The sequence below is a fragment of the Stenotrophomonas maltophilia genome (genome assembly GCF_006970445.1).
Taxonomy (GTDB): domain Bacteria; phylum Pseudomonadota; class Gammaproteobacteria; order Xanthomonadales; family Xanthomonadaceae; genus Stenotrophomonas; species Stenotrophomonas maltophilia_AU.
The window spans coordinates 4,472,367-4,485,749 of sequence record NZ_CP033877.1; the positions used below are offsets into that span (position 1 = coordinate 4,472,367).

11 protein-coding genes and 2 rRNA genes (1 of these 13 cut by a window edge) are annotated in these 13,383 nt (G+C 66.3%); 6 read left to right on the top strand and 7 right to left on the bottom strand.

Annotated elements, in window-relative coordinates:
• Nucleotides 1–65: 65 nt before the first annotated feature.
• A complete protein-coding gene (gene glyQ / locus EGM71_RS20475; RefSeq protein ID WP_132811058.1) occupies nt 66–977 on the bottom strand; it encodes a glycine--tRNA ligase subunit alpha in 912 nt (303 codons plus the stop codon).
• Nucleotides 978–1,060: 83 nt separating this feature from the next.
• On the opposite strand from glyQ, the gene EGM71_RS20480 reads away from it, so the two are divergent.
• Genes EGM71_RS20480 through EGM71_RS20490 form a run of 3 tightly spaced genes read left to right on the top strand, consistent with a single transcriptional unit; the run spans nt 1,061 to nt 4,576 of the window.
• Nucleotides 1,061–2,896, top strand: coding sequence for a GspE/PulE family protein (locus tag EGM71_RS20480; RefSeq protein WP_188486791.1), 1,836 nt, complete (start codon nt 1,061–1,063; stop codon nt 2,894–2,896).
• Nucleotides 2,868–3,614 carry a glutamine amidotransferase gene (locus tag EGM71_RS20485; protein WP_014038989.1) on the top strand — a complete coding sequence of 249 codons (747 nt, stop codon included), beginning with the start codon at nt 2,868–2,870 and terminating at the stop codon, nt 3,612–3,614. The genes EGM71_RS20480 and EGM71_RS20485 overlap by 29 nt, the downstream gene beginning before the upstream one ends.
• Nucleotides 3,615–3,664: 50 nt before the next feature.
• Nucleotides 3,665–4,576 (top strand): BPSS1780 family membrane protein, encoded by a 912-nt coding sequence (locus EGM71_RS20490; protein ID WP_101766331.1) that lies wholly within the window; start codon nt 3,665–3,667, stop codon nt 4,574–4,576.
• 81 nt (nt 4,577–4,657) lie between these two features.
• Here EGM71_RS20490 and tatC read toward each other — a convergent pair whose 3' ends face one another.
• From tatC to EGM71_RS20510, 4 genes are all read right to left on the bottom strand, one after another.
• A complete protein-coding gene (gene tatC / locus EGM71_RS20495; protein WP_005411675.1) occupies nt 4,658–5,407 on the bottom strand; it encodes a twin-arginine translocase subunit TatC in 750 nt (249 codons plus the stop codon).
• Entirely contained in the window at nt 5,404–5,862 is a 459-nt protein-coding gene (gene tatB / locus EGM71_RS20500) for a Sec-independent protein translocase protein TatB (protein WP_188486793.1), read from the bottom strand. Before tatB ends, tatC begins: the two co-directional genes overlap by 4 nt.
• Before the next feature lie 15 nt (nt 5,863–5,877).
• Nucleotides 5,878–6,105, bottom strand: a complete 228-nt coding sequence (gene tatA, locus EGM71_RS20505; RefSeq protein ID WP_012512521.1) for a Sec-independent protein translocase subunit TatA — start codon at nt 6,103–6,105, stop codon at nt 5,878–5,880.
• A gap of 75 nt (nt 6,106–6,180) precedes the next feature.
• A complete protein-coding gene (locus tag EGM71_RS20510) occupies nt 6,181–7,074 on the bottom strand; it encodes a lipid-binding SYLF domain-containing protein (RefSeq protein ID WP_188486795.1) in 894 nt (297 codons plus the stop codon).
• A 165-nt stretch (nt 7,075–7,239) separates the two neighbouring features.
• Between EGM71_RS20510 and hemH the strand changes: the two genes are divergently transcribed.
• From hemH to EGM71_RS20525, 3 genes are all read left to right on the top strand, one after another.
• Nucleotides 7,240–8,202, top strand: coding sequence for a ferrochelatase (hemH, locus tag EGM71_RS20515; protein WP_188486797.1), 963 nt, complete (start codon nt 7,240–7,242; stop codon nt 8,200–8,202).
• On the top strand, nt 8,199–9,053 hold the full coding sequence (locus EGM71_RS20520; RefSeq protein WP_188486798.1) for an alpha/beta fold hydrolase: 855 nt from the start codon (nt 8,199–8,201) through the stop codon (nt 9,051–9,053). Before hemH ends, EGM71_RS20520 begins: the two co-directional genes overlap by 4 nt.
• A gap of 290 nt (nt 9,054–9,343) precedes the next feature.
• Nucleotides 9,344–11,449, top strand: a complete 2,106-nt coding sequence (locus EGM71_RS20525) for a methyl-accepting chemotaxis protein (protein WP_188486800.1) — start codon at nt 9,344–9,346, stop codon at nt 11,447–11,449.
• Nucleotides 11,450–11,915: 466 nt separating this feature from the next.
• On the opposite strand, the gene rrf is transcribed toward EGM71_RS20525, so the two are convergent.
• Nucleotides 11,916–12,030: ribosomal RNA gene (gene rrf / locus EGM71_RS20530) — 5S ribosomal RNA — on the bottom strand.
• Between the two features lie 125 nt (nt 12,031–12,155).
• Nucleotides 12,156–13,383, bottom strand: a 23S ribosomal RNA gene (locus EGM71_RS20535); it runs 1,650 nt beyond the window's last position.

A 13,383-nucleotide genomic window follows, 5' to 3' on the forward strand; every position in this document is an offset into this window, starting at 1 on the left:
CGCAGCGCGCAACGCGTCCGGCGCCCCGGGTAGTTGATGAAAAGCAGGTAGGTGCAGGAAGGCGGTCAGGCCTTCTTCGCACCCGGGAAGCCCAGCTTCTCGCGCTGCTCGTAGTACGCCCTGGCCACCGCCTGGGCCAGCGCGCGCACGCGCAGGATGTAGCGCTGGCGCTCGGTCACGCTGATCGCGCGGCGCGCATCGAGCAGGTTGAAGGTATGGCTGGCCTTCATCACCTGCTCGTAGGCCGGCAGCGGCAGGTTCACTTCCACCAGCTTCTGCGCTTCACGCTCGCAGGCGTCGAAGCGGTGGAACATCTCTTCGACGTCGGCGTATTCGAAGTTGTAGGTGCTCTGCTCCACCTCGTTCTGGTGGTAGACGTCGCCGTAGGTCACCGGCTGGCCGTCCGGGCCGTAGGTCCAGACCAGGTCGTAGACGTTGTCGCAGTTCTGCAGGTACATGCACAGGCGCTCGAGACCATAGGTGATCTCGCCCAGCACCGGGCGGCACTCCAGGCCACCAGCCTGCTGGAAGTAGGTGAACTGGGTCACTTCCATGCCGTTGAGCCAGACTTCCCAGCCCAGGCCCCAGGCGCCCAGCGTCGGCGATTCCCAGTTGTCCTCGACGAAGCGCAGGTCATGCACCAGCGGATCGATGCCCAGTGCCTTCAGCGAATCCAGGTACAGCTGCTGGATGTTGTCCGGCGCCGGCTTCATCGCCACCTGGTACTGGTAGTAGCGCTGCAGGCGGTTCGGGTTCTCGCCGTAGCGGCCATCGGTCGGGCGGCGCGACGGCTGCACGTAGGCCGCGTTCCAGCTTTCCGGACCGATCGCACGCAGGAAGGTGGCCGGGTGGAAGGTACCGGCGCCCACCTCCAGGTCGAGCGGCTGGATGAGCACGCAGCCCTGCTGGGCCCAGAACTGGTTCAGGGTCTGGATCAGGCCCTGGAAGGTGATCGGAACGGTCGGGGTCGCGGACATGCGTACGAGTCTTGGCCGGCAAGGGGGTGCGCTAGTATAACGGCCGACCTGCGGGGCATTCCGTACCCGGGAGGAGCAGGCAGATGGAACATCGGCTGCCGGTGGGCACGCCCGGCGAGCCAGGCGGCGTCCCGCTGCCGTGGGGCCGCCTGCATTTCGAACAGGTGGGTGCGGCGCTGCTGGCCGACGGCCTGGTCGCCGAGCACGAGGGCGAGCGCATGCGGTTTTCCGCACAGGGCGCGCGCAATGCCAGTGAAGTGCACCCGCTGGTGCTGCTGTCCAACCTCAAGCTGGCCGCCCGCGACGGTGGCGAACTGACCCTGGAGCGCCTGACCGAATGGCTGGCCCGGCGTACCGGCAGCCGCTACCTGCGCATTGATCCGACCCGGGTCGACGTCGCGGCCGTCACCGCGCTGGTCTCCCACGCCTACGCCCGCCGCCACCGCTTCCTGCCGCTGGCGGTGGATGCCGAACGGGTGTTGGTGGCCACCAGCGAGCCGCTGGTGCAGGAATGGCGCCGCGACCTGCAGCACCTGACCCGCCGCAGCATCGAACTGGCGGTGGTCAACCCGCTGGACCTGCACCGCTACACCATGGAGTTCTACGGGGTGACCCGCTCGGTGCGTGGCGCGCGCGGCGACGTCCGCGGCGAAGCCAGCACCACCCTGCCCAGCTTCGAGCAGCTGGTCGAGCTGGGCCGCACCGGCGACGTCAATGCCGACGACCAGCACATCGTGCACATCGTCGATTGGCTGCTGCAGTACGCCTACGAGCAGCGCGCCTCGGACATCCACCTGGAACCTCGCCGCGAGATGGGACGCATGCGCTTCCGCATCGACGGCGTGCTGCACAAGGTGTTCGAGGTGCCACCGGCGGTGATGACCGCCGTGGTCAGCCGCATCAAGGTGCTCGGCCGCATGGACCTGGCCGAACGCCGGCGCCCGCAGGACGGCCGCATCAAGACCCGCTCGCCGGGCGGCCGCGAAGTCGAGATGCGCCTGTCGACCATGCCCACCGCCTTCGGCGAGAAGTGCGTGATGCGCATCTTCGACCCCGATGCCGCCTTCAAGAGCATCGACCAGCTCGGTTTCAGCCCGCAGGAGGCCGCCGGCTGGAATGCGCTGGTCGAGCGCCCGCACGGCATCGTGCTGGTCACCGGCCCGACCGGCTCGGGCAAGACCACCACCCTGTATTCCACGCTGAAGCGGCTGGCCACGCCGGACGTGAACGTCTGCACGGTGGAGGACCCGATCGAGATGATCGCGCCCGAATTCAACCAGATGCAGGTGCAGGCCAACATCGACCTGGACTTCGCCAGCGGCGTGCGCACCCTGCTGCGGCAAGACCCGGACATCATCATGATCGGCGAGATCCGCGATCTGGAAACCGCGCAGATGGCGGTGCAGGCGTCGCTGACCGGTCACCTGGTGCTGTCCACCCTGCACACCAACGACGCGCCGTCGGCGGTCACCCGCCTGCTCGATCTGGGCGTGCCGCACTACCTGCTGGCCAGCACCCTCAACGGCATCCTCGCCCAGCGCCTGGTCCGCACGCTGTGCCCGCACTGCAAGCAGCCGCACAGCCTCGGTGCTGCCGACTGGGCGGTGCTGGCTGATAGCCATGCCGCATATCCAGATGCCGCCACGCCCTGTCGGCCGGTCGGCTGCCTGGAGTGCCGGCGCACCGGATTCCTCGGCCGCATCGGCCTGTATGAGTTGCTGCCATTGGGCTCGCGCCTGCGCGGGCAGATCCGCGCCGACATGGATCTGGCCGGCTTCACCCGCGCCGCGCGGACTGAAGGGCTGCGAACCCTGCGCCAGGCCGGGCTTGAAAAGGTGGCGCAGGGGCTGACTACAATCGAGGAAGTCCTGTCAGTCCTGCCGCCCCCGGATGAACCCAGCCCCGTTCCTGATCCTTGAAACCGGCCGACCGGTGCCGTCACTGCGCCGCTACGGGCGCTTTCCGCACTGGATCCGCGTCGCCGCCGGGCTGGAAGAGCACGAGACGGTGGTGGTCGATGTCGAACACGGGGATGCCCTGCCCGACCCGCATGCCTTCGCCGGCGTGCTGGTGACCGGCTCGGCCGCCTTCGTCACCGACCATGCCGAATGGAGCGAGCGCAGCGCCGCATGGCTGCGCCAGACCGCCCATGCCGACCTGCCGGTGTTCGGCATCTGCTACGGCCACCAGCTGCTGGCGCACGCGCTGGGCGGGGAAGTGGCCTACAACCCGGCCGGGCGCGAGTCCGGCACGATCGAACTGGAGCTGCAGCCGCAGGCGGCGCAGGACCCGCTTTTCCAGGGCCTGCCGCAGCACTTCGCTGCCCACGCCACCCACCTGCAGACCGTGCTGCGCGCACCCGACGGTGCTGAAGTGCTGGCCCGCTCTCCGCTGGATGGCTGCCACGCCTTCCGCTGGGGACGCCAGGCCTGGGGCGTGCAGTTCCATCCCGAGTTCGCCACCCACCACATGCGCGGCTACGTGCGCGCCCGCGCCGACTGCATCGGCCGCCACGGCGGCTGTGCCCGCAGCATCGAGCGCGCGGTCAGCGCCGCACCGCTGGCCCGCCAGCTGTTGCGCCGCTTCGTCCGCCAGGCGCGGCTGTCTTCAGCCCAGCCGGCGGCAAAACAGGGATAATCGGCGCCACGGGCAACCGCCCGGCCCCCTCCTGTCCTTCCCGGATGTCCATGAAAGAGATTCGCAAGCTGCCGGCCTCGGCGGGCGCCCAGTGGTTGCTGGATACGTTCTCGCTGTATCGGCGTGCGCCGCTGCAGCTGGCCCGGATCGGTCTGACCTGGCTGCTGGTGAGCTGGGTGGTCACCCTGTTGTCGACGCTGATTCCCGGTGCCGCCGGCATGGCCGTACAGCTGATGACCCTGGCCATCTCGCCGATCATGTTCGGCGGCATGCTGTACGCCGTGGGCGAGATCGACGAAGGCCGCCCGGGCCTGGCCTCGCACCTGCTGCAGCCGATCCGCGACCACCGCGTCAGCCACCTGCTGGTGCCGCTGGCGATCCAGGTGCTGGCGGTACTGCTGCTGGGCGCGCTGCTGTTCATGATGATCGGCCGCGAGGGCTTCACCGCCTTCAGCGAGGTCATGACCAAGATGGAAGAGATCAGCCGCAGTGGCCAGCAGATCAAGCCGGATGATGCCGCCGCGCTGGTCGCCAACCTGCCGGCCAAGCGCATCGCGCTGTGGATGCTGCTGGTGTTCCTGAGCGCGGTTGCGCTGTCGCTGGCGATGTTCACCCAGCCGGCGCTGGTGGTGTTCGACAAGCAGAGCGGCATGCACGCGCTGCGCCTGAGCCTGCAGGGCTGCATCGAGAACATCGGCGCGATGATCGTGTTCGCCGTGCTCGGCCTGATCGCCGCGTTCTGCATCTACATCCTGTTCGTGATCGTGATCCAGATCGCGATGCTGATCGGTGGCCCGCTGGCCGCGGCCTTCATCGCGCAGCTGGTGCTGACCACGGTGCTGATGCCGCTGTATGTCGGCGCGGTCTACGCCGCGTGGAAACAGATGTTCGTACACCGCGGCAGCCGCGCCGCCCCGCCGATCCCGACCACCCCGACCTCAAGCGACATCTTCCACGCCTGACGAAAAAGGGGACGGAGGGGATTAAGTCGTTAGCGGCACAGTGGCACAAACGACTTAATCCCCTCCGTCCCCTTTTGTTTTTCAGGCGGCGGGTTTCTTCACTACCGACGACGGCACCAGCCAGCGTGCGGCGTGGATGCCCAGCTCGTAGAGCAGGCACATCGGAATCGCCAGCATCAGCTGCGAGACCACGTCCGGCGGGGTCAGCACCGCCGCCAGCACGAAGATGCCGACGATCGCGTAGCCGCGGCCTTCCTTGAACTGCTGCGGCGTCACCCAGCCCAGCAGCACCAGGATCACCATGGCCACTGGCAGTTCGAAACTGCCACCGAAAGCGAAGAAGATCGCCAGCACGAAATCCAGGTAGGCATTCGCATCCGGAGTGATCGCGATCACGTCGGGGCTGAACGTGGTCAGGAAATGGAACACCGCCGGCAGCACCAGGAAGTAGGCGAAGGCGCAGCCGGTGTAGAACAGCAGTACCGACGACACCAGCAGCGGCACCGCCAGGCGCTTCTCACGCGCATACAGACCGGGCGCGACGAAGGCCCACAGCTGGTACAGCAGCCACGGCACCGCCACGAACAGGGCAACGAAGAAGGTCAGCTTCAACGGCGCGAAGAAGGCACCGGCCGGATTGGTCGCGATCATCGTCTGCCCGTTCGGCAGCTGCGAGACCAGCGGTTCGGCCAGCGCGTTGTACAGCTTCTGGGTAAACGGCAGCAGCGCCAGCAGCACCACGCCCAGGCCCAGCAGTGCGCGCACCAGACGGCCGCGCAGTTCGACCAGATGCTCGACCAGCGAGCTTTCGCCAAAATCCTGTTCACTCATGGCTGGCGCTCCGTGCTCTGCGGCGGCGGCGCACCGGCTTCAGGGGGTGTCGCCGGCGTCGGCTCGGGAGCAACGCTCTCCCGTACCGGTGCATCGGCATGGGGCAGGTCGCTCATATGCGGCGGCAGATCCGCAGGCGCCGGTGCGCGTACCTCCTGCGCCAGCGTATCGCCCTGCTGCTGCGCCTCCTGCGCTTCGCGACGGATCGCTTCGCCGCTGGCGCGCAGCTGGTTCTCGGTGTCCTGCATGCCCTGGCGCACGTCCTGCATCTGCCGCTTGATCTCCTCGGCCTGCAGTTCGCGCTCCAGTTCCTGTTTCACCGAATCCCATTGATTGCGGGCACGACGCACCCACAGGCCGGCAAAGCGGGCCGCCTTGGGCAGGCGCTCGGGACCGAGCACCACCAAGGCGACCACGGCGATCACCAGCAGTTCGCTGAAGCCGATATCAAACACCGCGACCGCTCCGGATCAGCGAGGGGTGCGGTCGTGCTCGTCCTGCGCGGTGCGCGAGGCGTCCTGGCTGCGCGACTCGTCGCCCAGCTGCGCGTTCGGCTTGTCCTCGTCGCGCATGCCCTTCTTGAATTCCTTGACCGCCGAGCCGAGGTCCTTGGCGCCACTGGTCAGGCGCTTGGTGCCGAACACCAACAGGACGATGGCCAGCACGACCAACCAATGCCAGATGCTGAAACTGCCCATAAAGACGCTCGTTACGTTAGTGATCAGGCTGTCGAGCATAGCGCACCGGCTGTTAGCCGGCGCGCGTGACGAAAGTCAGTTCCCGCCCAGCGTTTCCGTGCGGATTTCGCCGTCGTTGACCGGCTGGAAGCCCTGCTGCTGCGGCGGCGGGTTCTGCGGCACGTTCTGCAGCGGTGCGGTGGTGGCTTCGGCCGGGGCCGCCGGCGCTGCCTGAACAGGCGCCGGAGCAACTGCCGGGGCCGCCGCCGGGCGTGGTGCACTGCCACCGTTGCCGTTGCGGTTGTTGCGGGCGGCGTAGGTGGCCTCTTCCAGACGATCACGGAAGGCGACCACGTCCATCGACGGCGAACCGGCGGCGCGACCTTCGAAGATCATGCGCGGCGTGGTGTTGCTGCCGTAGGCGTCCAGGTTGGCGGCATCGTCGATCTGCAGCACCGCACCATCCAGGGCGACGCCGGCGAACAGGCCGCGGGCACGTGACCAGGACCAGATCTCGGCCTTCAGCTGGCCGTCGGTGGCGGCGGCAGCATTGCGGCCGACCGGGCCGGCGGCAACGCCGGCATCGGCGCCGAGCGTGAACTTGCCGTTGACCAGATTGTCCAGGCTACGGTCGTTGCGGAACACCAGCACCACATCCGAAGACTGGACGCCGGCCTGGAAGCCGATGCTGCCACCGGTCAGCTTGACGAACACCGGGCTGGACCAGGCGCCATTGGGCATGCGCACCGACATCAGGCCGTGGCCGCGACGACCACCAATGACCAGACCGGCCTTGATCGTGTCGGGAATGACGATGACCGCGCGGCCTTCGTCGAGCAATTTATCCGGAATCCCCTGGTCAGGAATTTCCTGGATTTCGGCCAGCACGCGCACGGCATTACGGGCGCGCTGGTCTTCCTGCGGTCCGGCCATGGCCTGGCTGGACAGCAGGCTGGCGGCGATCAGCAGGGCTTGGATCGGGCGACGCATGGCAGGCTCCAGAAGTCAGTCCATAGGAAGATATAGCAAGTGACTGAAATTAGTGGTGTTGTCATGAATCGCCAATGAGCGTTCCCTGCTCACATTGATGCGCACTATGCCTGCAATCCGAACCCTGCATCCCGGCGCGGCACCGGATCGGCGACAATACACACCATGCTCGACGCACCCGATACCGCCGTGCTGGCGGTCAACCTAGGCACGCCCGAGACGCCGACGGCCCCCGCCGTACGCCGTTACCTGGCCGAATTCCTGTCCGATCCCCGCGTGGTCTCGATTCCGGCGCTGTTATGGCAGCCGCTGCTGCGCGGGCTGATCCTGCCGTTGCGCAGCGGCCGTTCGGCGGCCAAGTACGCCCAGGTCTGGCTGCCGGACGGCTCACCGCTGATGGTCCACACCCGGCAGCTGGCGGAGGCGATGCAGACCCTGCTGCCAACCCTGAAGGTTCGCCATGCAATGCGCTATGGCGAACCCGCGCTGACCCGCGAGCTTGACCGCCTCGCCGCCGAAGGTGCACGTCGCATCGTCGTGCTGCCGCTGTACCCGCAGTACTCGACCACCACCACCGCCTCGGTCGAAGACCGTGTCGACGCCTGGCAGCGCCGCAACCCGGGCGTGACCGTCAGCCTGGTGCGTGACTACTCGATCGACCCGGGCTGGGTCGACGCCGTTGCCGGCTCGATCCGGCGCTATTGGGAACAGCACGGCCGCGGCCAGACACTGATGTTCTCCTTCCACGGCATCCCGCAGCGCCTGGCCGATGCCGGCGATCCGTATCCGCAGCGCTGCGAAGCCAGCGCGCAGGCCATCGCCAAGGCGCTGGGCCTGGGCAAGGACGACTGGCAGATGGGTTACCAGTCGCGCTTCGGCCGCGAGCGCTGGCTGCAGCCGTATGCCGAGCCCAGCCTGTGGGCGCTGGCCGAGTCCGGCGTGAAGCAGATCGACGTGGTCTGCCCCGGCTTCGCCACCGATTGCCTGGAGACGCTGGAAGAGGTCGCCATGGGCTTCACCGAAACGCTGGCCGAGCGGGGTGCGAAGATGCGCTACATCCCCTGCCTCAACGCCGAACCGGAGCACGCACGCGCCTTGGCGCGACTGGCCGTGGCCTCGCTGGCATGAGTCTGCAACCCTTTGAACTCGAGGTCGGCGGCACCCGCGTCGCCGGCCTGCGCAACCACGGCGACGGCCCGCGCGTGCTGGCCCTGCATGGCTGGCTCGACAACGCCGCCAGCTTCGTGCCACTGGCCCCGCACCTGTCGTCGCTGCAGCTGGTGGCGATCGATCTCCCCGGCCACGGCCACAGCGCGCATCTGCCGGCCGGTGCCAGCTACACCACGGCGGCCGCGATCTGTCACGTACTCGACGTCGCCGATGCATTGGGCTGGGATCGCTTCAGCCTGCTCGGCCATTCGATGGGTGCCGGCATCGCCAGCCTCACCGCCTCGGTCAGCGACCGGATCGAACGGCTGGTAGCGATCGAAGCACTCGGCGGCCTGCGCGGGCCGGAGGAAGAAACCGCGCATCGCCTGCGCGAACATGTGAACGCCACGCGGGGCCTGGCGCGCAAGCAGCTGCGGGTGTTTCCCGATCTCGCCGCGCCGATCCGCGCGCGGATGATGACCAACCAGCTCAGCGAGCACTGCGCACGGCTGCTGGTCGAGCGCGGCGTGGAACCGGTCGAAGGCGGCTATCGCTGGTGCAGCGATCCGCGCCTGATGCTGCCCACCGCGATCCGCCTCAGCGAAGGCCAGATCGACAACCTGCTGCAGGCCATCGCCTGCCCGACGCAGGTGATCTATGCCACGCCGGCGCAGTCCTACTATCCCGAGCCAATGCGCAGTGATCGCCTGCGGCACCTGCGTGATGGACGGCTGGCAGTGTTTCCCGGCAACCACCACCTGCACATGGAAGACCCGGCACGCATCGCCGAAGTGATCCTGCACTTCTTCAGCAACGACAACGCCGGCTGAGCGCAGGCGTCCGCGCGCTTCACTCTGCGCGATTGCGGCCGATACACCAGTTGCGGGCCCCTGCGCCCGCTGCACGCGGGTCCGGTCGGGCCTGCGGCGTGTGTCTGGTTCTGCAAGGAAGTCCGCATGCCCGCTCTGCCGCACCGTCACCCACAGGATGTGGCCACGGTGTCCCGTCTCCGCGTCGCTGATCGCGCCGTATCCCTCGAATTCCCGGCACATGCCCTGGTCACGCCTTCCGGCGTGTGCTGCGGCGTGGTCGTTGTCGTCTGCTGATCCAGGAGTCTCCGATGTCCATTGCATCCGCCCGTCCCCCTGATACCGTCCGTCTGCCGCACCTGCTGCAGATCGCCCGCGGCGCCGACCGCCGACTGCTGATCGGCACCACGGCACTGGCCATCGCGGGCCTGGTGCTGGCCCTGCGTGGCCCGCAGGTCGTGCCCGCGGCATTGGTCGCCGCCGCGGTGCTCCCGGCCTTGTGGCTGGCAGGTCCGCTGGCGGGCCGCGGCATCGCCCGCAATGGCCTGGCGATCCTGTTGTCGCTGCAGCTGACCCTGTTGTGTGCGATCAGCGGCCTGTCACCTGCATTGCCGATCGCCCTGCTGCTCGGCGTGCTGCTCGGTCACCGCGATCGCATGCCGGTGTGGCTGGCTGGTAGCGTTGGCACGCTCGCGCTGCTTGCATCGCTGCAGGCGGGCGCTGCCGCGTGGCCACCGCTGCTGCAGGCCGGGATGCTCGCGGGCCTGACCCTGTTCCTTGGCCAGGTCGCACTGCGGCTGCGCCAGCAGACCGAAGCACTCGGCCACGGCCCCCGCCGGTTGGCCGCACTGGCGCGCGACATCGCCATCGGTGCTGATCTTGGCGCACATGCCGACACCAGCGCCTACGCACCAGGTTCGTTGGCCCATGCGCTGGCCGATACCGCACGCCATGTACAGGCCCAGCGTGGGCGCGAGGCAGAGGCGCATGCCGAGAACGCGCAGATCCGCCAGGCGCTGGATGCCTCGCGCACGGCAATGATGATCGCCGACAACGATCACGTGATCCGCTACGTGAACCGCTCGGTGGTAGCCCTGCTGCGCAACCAGCAGGCGACGCTGCGCCAGGCCTTCCCCGATTTCGATGCCGAGCGCCTGGTGGGCAGCAGCATCCATCGCTTCCACGCCAACCCGGACCGCATCCGCGCCATCCTCAATGGCCTGCAGGTCACCCACAACGGCAAGGTCCAGATCGGCCCGGTGCACTTCGCGCAGGTGGTTACTCCAGTCTTCGACGCACAGGGCCTGCGCATGGGCTTCGCCGTGGAATGGCATGACCGTACCCACGAGCTGGCGCTGGAGAACGCGGTTGCCGGAATCGTCGCGGCCGCCGCCGCCGGCGATCTCGAACAGCGCCTGCAGGCGACCGAAGGTGCCAGCTTCCTCGATGGCCTGACCGGTGGCATAAACCAGCTGCTGGATACACTGGGCAGTACCGTCGATGAAGTACGGCAGATGCTTTCGGCGCTGGCCAACGGCGATCTCGACCGGCGCATGCGCGGCGAGTATCACGGTGCCTTCGCCGCGATCCAGCGTGATGCCAACGCTACCGCCGGCCAGCTGGCCCGCATGGTCGGCCACATCCAGCAATGCGCGTCCTCGATCAGTACCGCGGCCAGCGAGATCGCTGCGGGCAATAGCGCGCTGTCCGAGCGCAGCGAGCGCCAGGCGGCGCACCTGCAGGAAACCGCTGCTTCGATGGAAGAGCTGACCGCCACCGTGCGCCAGAACGCCGCCCATGCACGCGAGGCCAGCCAGCTGGCGGTCACCACGCAGACCGCCGCCAGCGACGGCAATATCGTCATGCAGCGGGTCGTCGACACCATGCAGGCGATCGAAGGGGCGTCGAAGCGGATCGGCGACATCACCGGCGTCATCGATGGCATCGCCTTCCAGACCAACATCCTCGCGCTCAACGCAGCAGTGGAAGCCGCGCGTGCAGGCGAGCAGGGCCGGGGCTTCGCGGTGGTGGCCAGCGAGGTGCGCGTACTGGCGCAACGTTCGGCCGCCGCCGCGCAGGAAATCAAGAAACTGATCGATGAAGCCGGTCGTCAGGTCGGTGAAGGCGCCCAGCTTGTGGCCGACGCCGGCCAGCGCATGCAGGGTATTGTCGGCGGCGTGGCGAGTGTCACCCACCTGATGCACGAGATCTCCGCGGCTTCGCAGGAGCAGTCGATCGGCATCGAGCAGATCAACCAGACCGTGGTGCAGATGGACCAGGCCACGCAGCAGAATGCCGCGTTGGTGGAGGAAGCGACTGCCGCAGCACGTGAACTGCAGTCGCAGGCGGGGACGCTTACCGAGGCAGTGTCGGTATTCCGTCAGCAGGAACCGCACGAGGTATCGCGGGCCGCCTGATGCGGACCTGCAATTCGATCCTGATCATGACGGCGCCCGCAGGGCGCCGTTTTTTTGCCTGTTTTTGCGTGATGGGTCAGGAAAAGACCGCTTCCGGGCCTGCCGTGAGTAGCGACCACCCCTGGTTGGCGCCGCATCCACACACTGCGTGGATCTACCGGTAGTGCCGGCCGCTGGCCGGCAATCACAGCGACGCGCACTGTCTGGACCTGCTGCCGGGGTTGGCACCGCTCTTCGCAAGGACAGCCCATCCACGCATGGCGTGGATCTACTCTTGATCCGCCTGCCCTCGGTAGCTGCCAACCTTGGTTGGCGCTGTGGCTGCCCGCGGAGAATATCCACGTATGGCGTGGATCTACCGGCCGACGTGCAGCCACGGGGGTGCCGGCCAGCGGCCGGCACTACCTGCATTTTCTGCGCACAAAGAAAAACCCCGCTGCGTGAGCAGCGGGGTTTTGGGTATAAACCCTGGCGATGACCTACTCTCGCATGGCTTGAGCCACACTACCATCGGCGCAGCTACGTTTCACTTCCGAGTTCGGGATGGGATCGGGTGGTTCCACAGCGCTAATTTCACCAGGGAGGCTTTTGGAGAGTCGCACTCGTCCCGAGGGACAAGGCGCCAGCCTCGCATAGTTCTTGTGACGTAGCGTGCACTTGGATGCTCTTACGACGCTGTCGTAAAGCCAAGGCAACTTGAGGTTATATGGTCAAGCCGCACGGATCATTAGTATCAGTTAGCTCAATGCATTGCTGCACTTACACACCTGACCTATCAACCACGTAGTCTACATGGTTCCTTCAGGGGGCTTGTGCCCCGGGAGATCTCATCTTGAGGCGCGCTTCCCGCTTAGATGCTTTCAGCGGTTATCGCTTCCGAACATAGCTACCCGGCAATGCCACTGGCGTGACAACCGGAACACCAGAGGTTCGTCCACTCCGGTCCTCTCGTACTAGGAGCAGCCCCTCTCAAATCTCCAACGCCCATGGCAGATAGGGACCGAACTGTCTCACGACGTTCTGAACCCAGCTCGCGTACCACTTTAAATGGCGAACAGCCATACCCTTGGGACCGACTACAGCCCCAGGATGTGATGAGCCGACATCGAGGTGCCAAACACCGCCGTCGATATGAACTCTTGGGCGGTATCAGCCTGTTATCCCCGGAGTACCTTTTATCCGTTGAGCGATGGCCCTTCCATACAGAACCACCGGATCACTAAGTCCTAGTTTCCTACCTGCTTGATCCGTCGATCTTGCAGTCAAGCACGCTTATGCCTTTGCACACAGTGCGCGATGTCCGACCGCGCTGAGCGTACCTTCGAGCTCCTCCGTTACTCTTTAGGAGGAGACCGCCCCAGTCAAACTACCCACCATACACGGTCCCCGACCCAGATAATGGGCCCAGGTTAGAACGTCAAGCACGACAGGGTGGTATTTCAAGGATGGCTCCACTGCAGCTAGCGCCACAGTTTCATAGCCTCCCACCTATCCTACACAGACGAACTCAACGTTCAGTGTAAAGCTATAGTAAAGGTTCACGGGGTCTTTCCGTCTTGCCACGGGAACGCTGCATCTTCACAGCGATTTCAATTTCACTGAGTCTCGGGTGGAGACAGCGCCGCTGTCGTTACGCCATTCGTGCAGGTCGGAACTTACCCGACAAGGAATTTCGCTACCTTAGGACCGTTATAGTTACGGCCGCCGTTTACTGGGGCTTCGATCAAGAGCTTCGCCTTGCGGCTGACCCCATCAATTAACCTTCCAGCACCGGGCAGGCGTCACACCCTATACGTCCACTTTCGTGTTTGCAGAGTGCTGTGTTTTTGATAAACAGTCGCAGCGGCCTGGTTACTGCGACCCTCTTCAGCTATAGCTCGCACGAGCCACCAAAAAGGGTGCACCTTCTCCCGAAGTTACGGTGCCATGTTGCC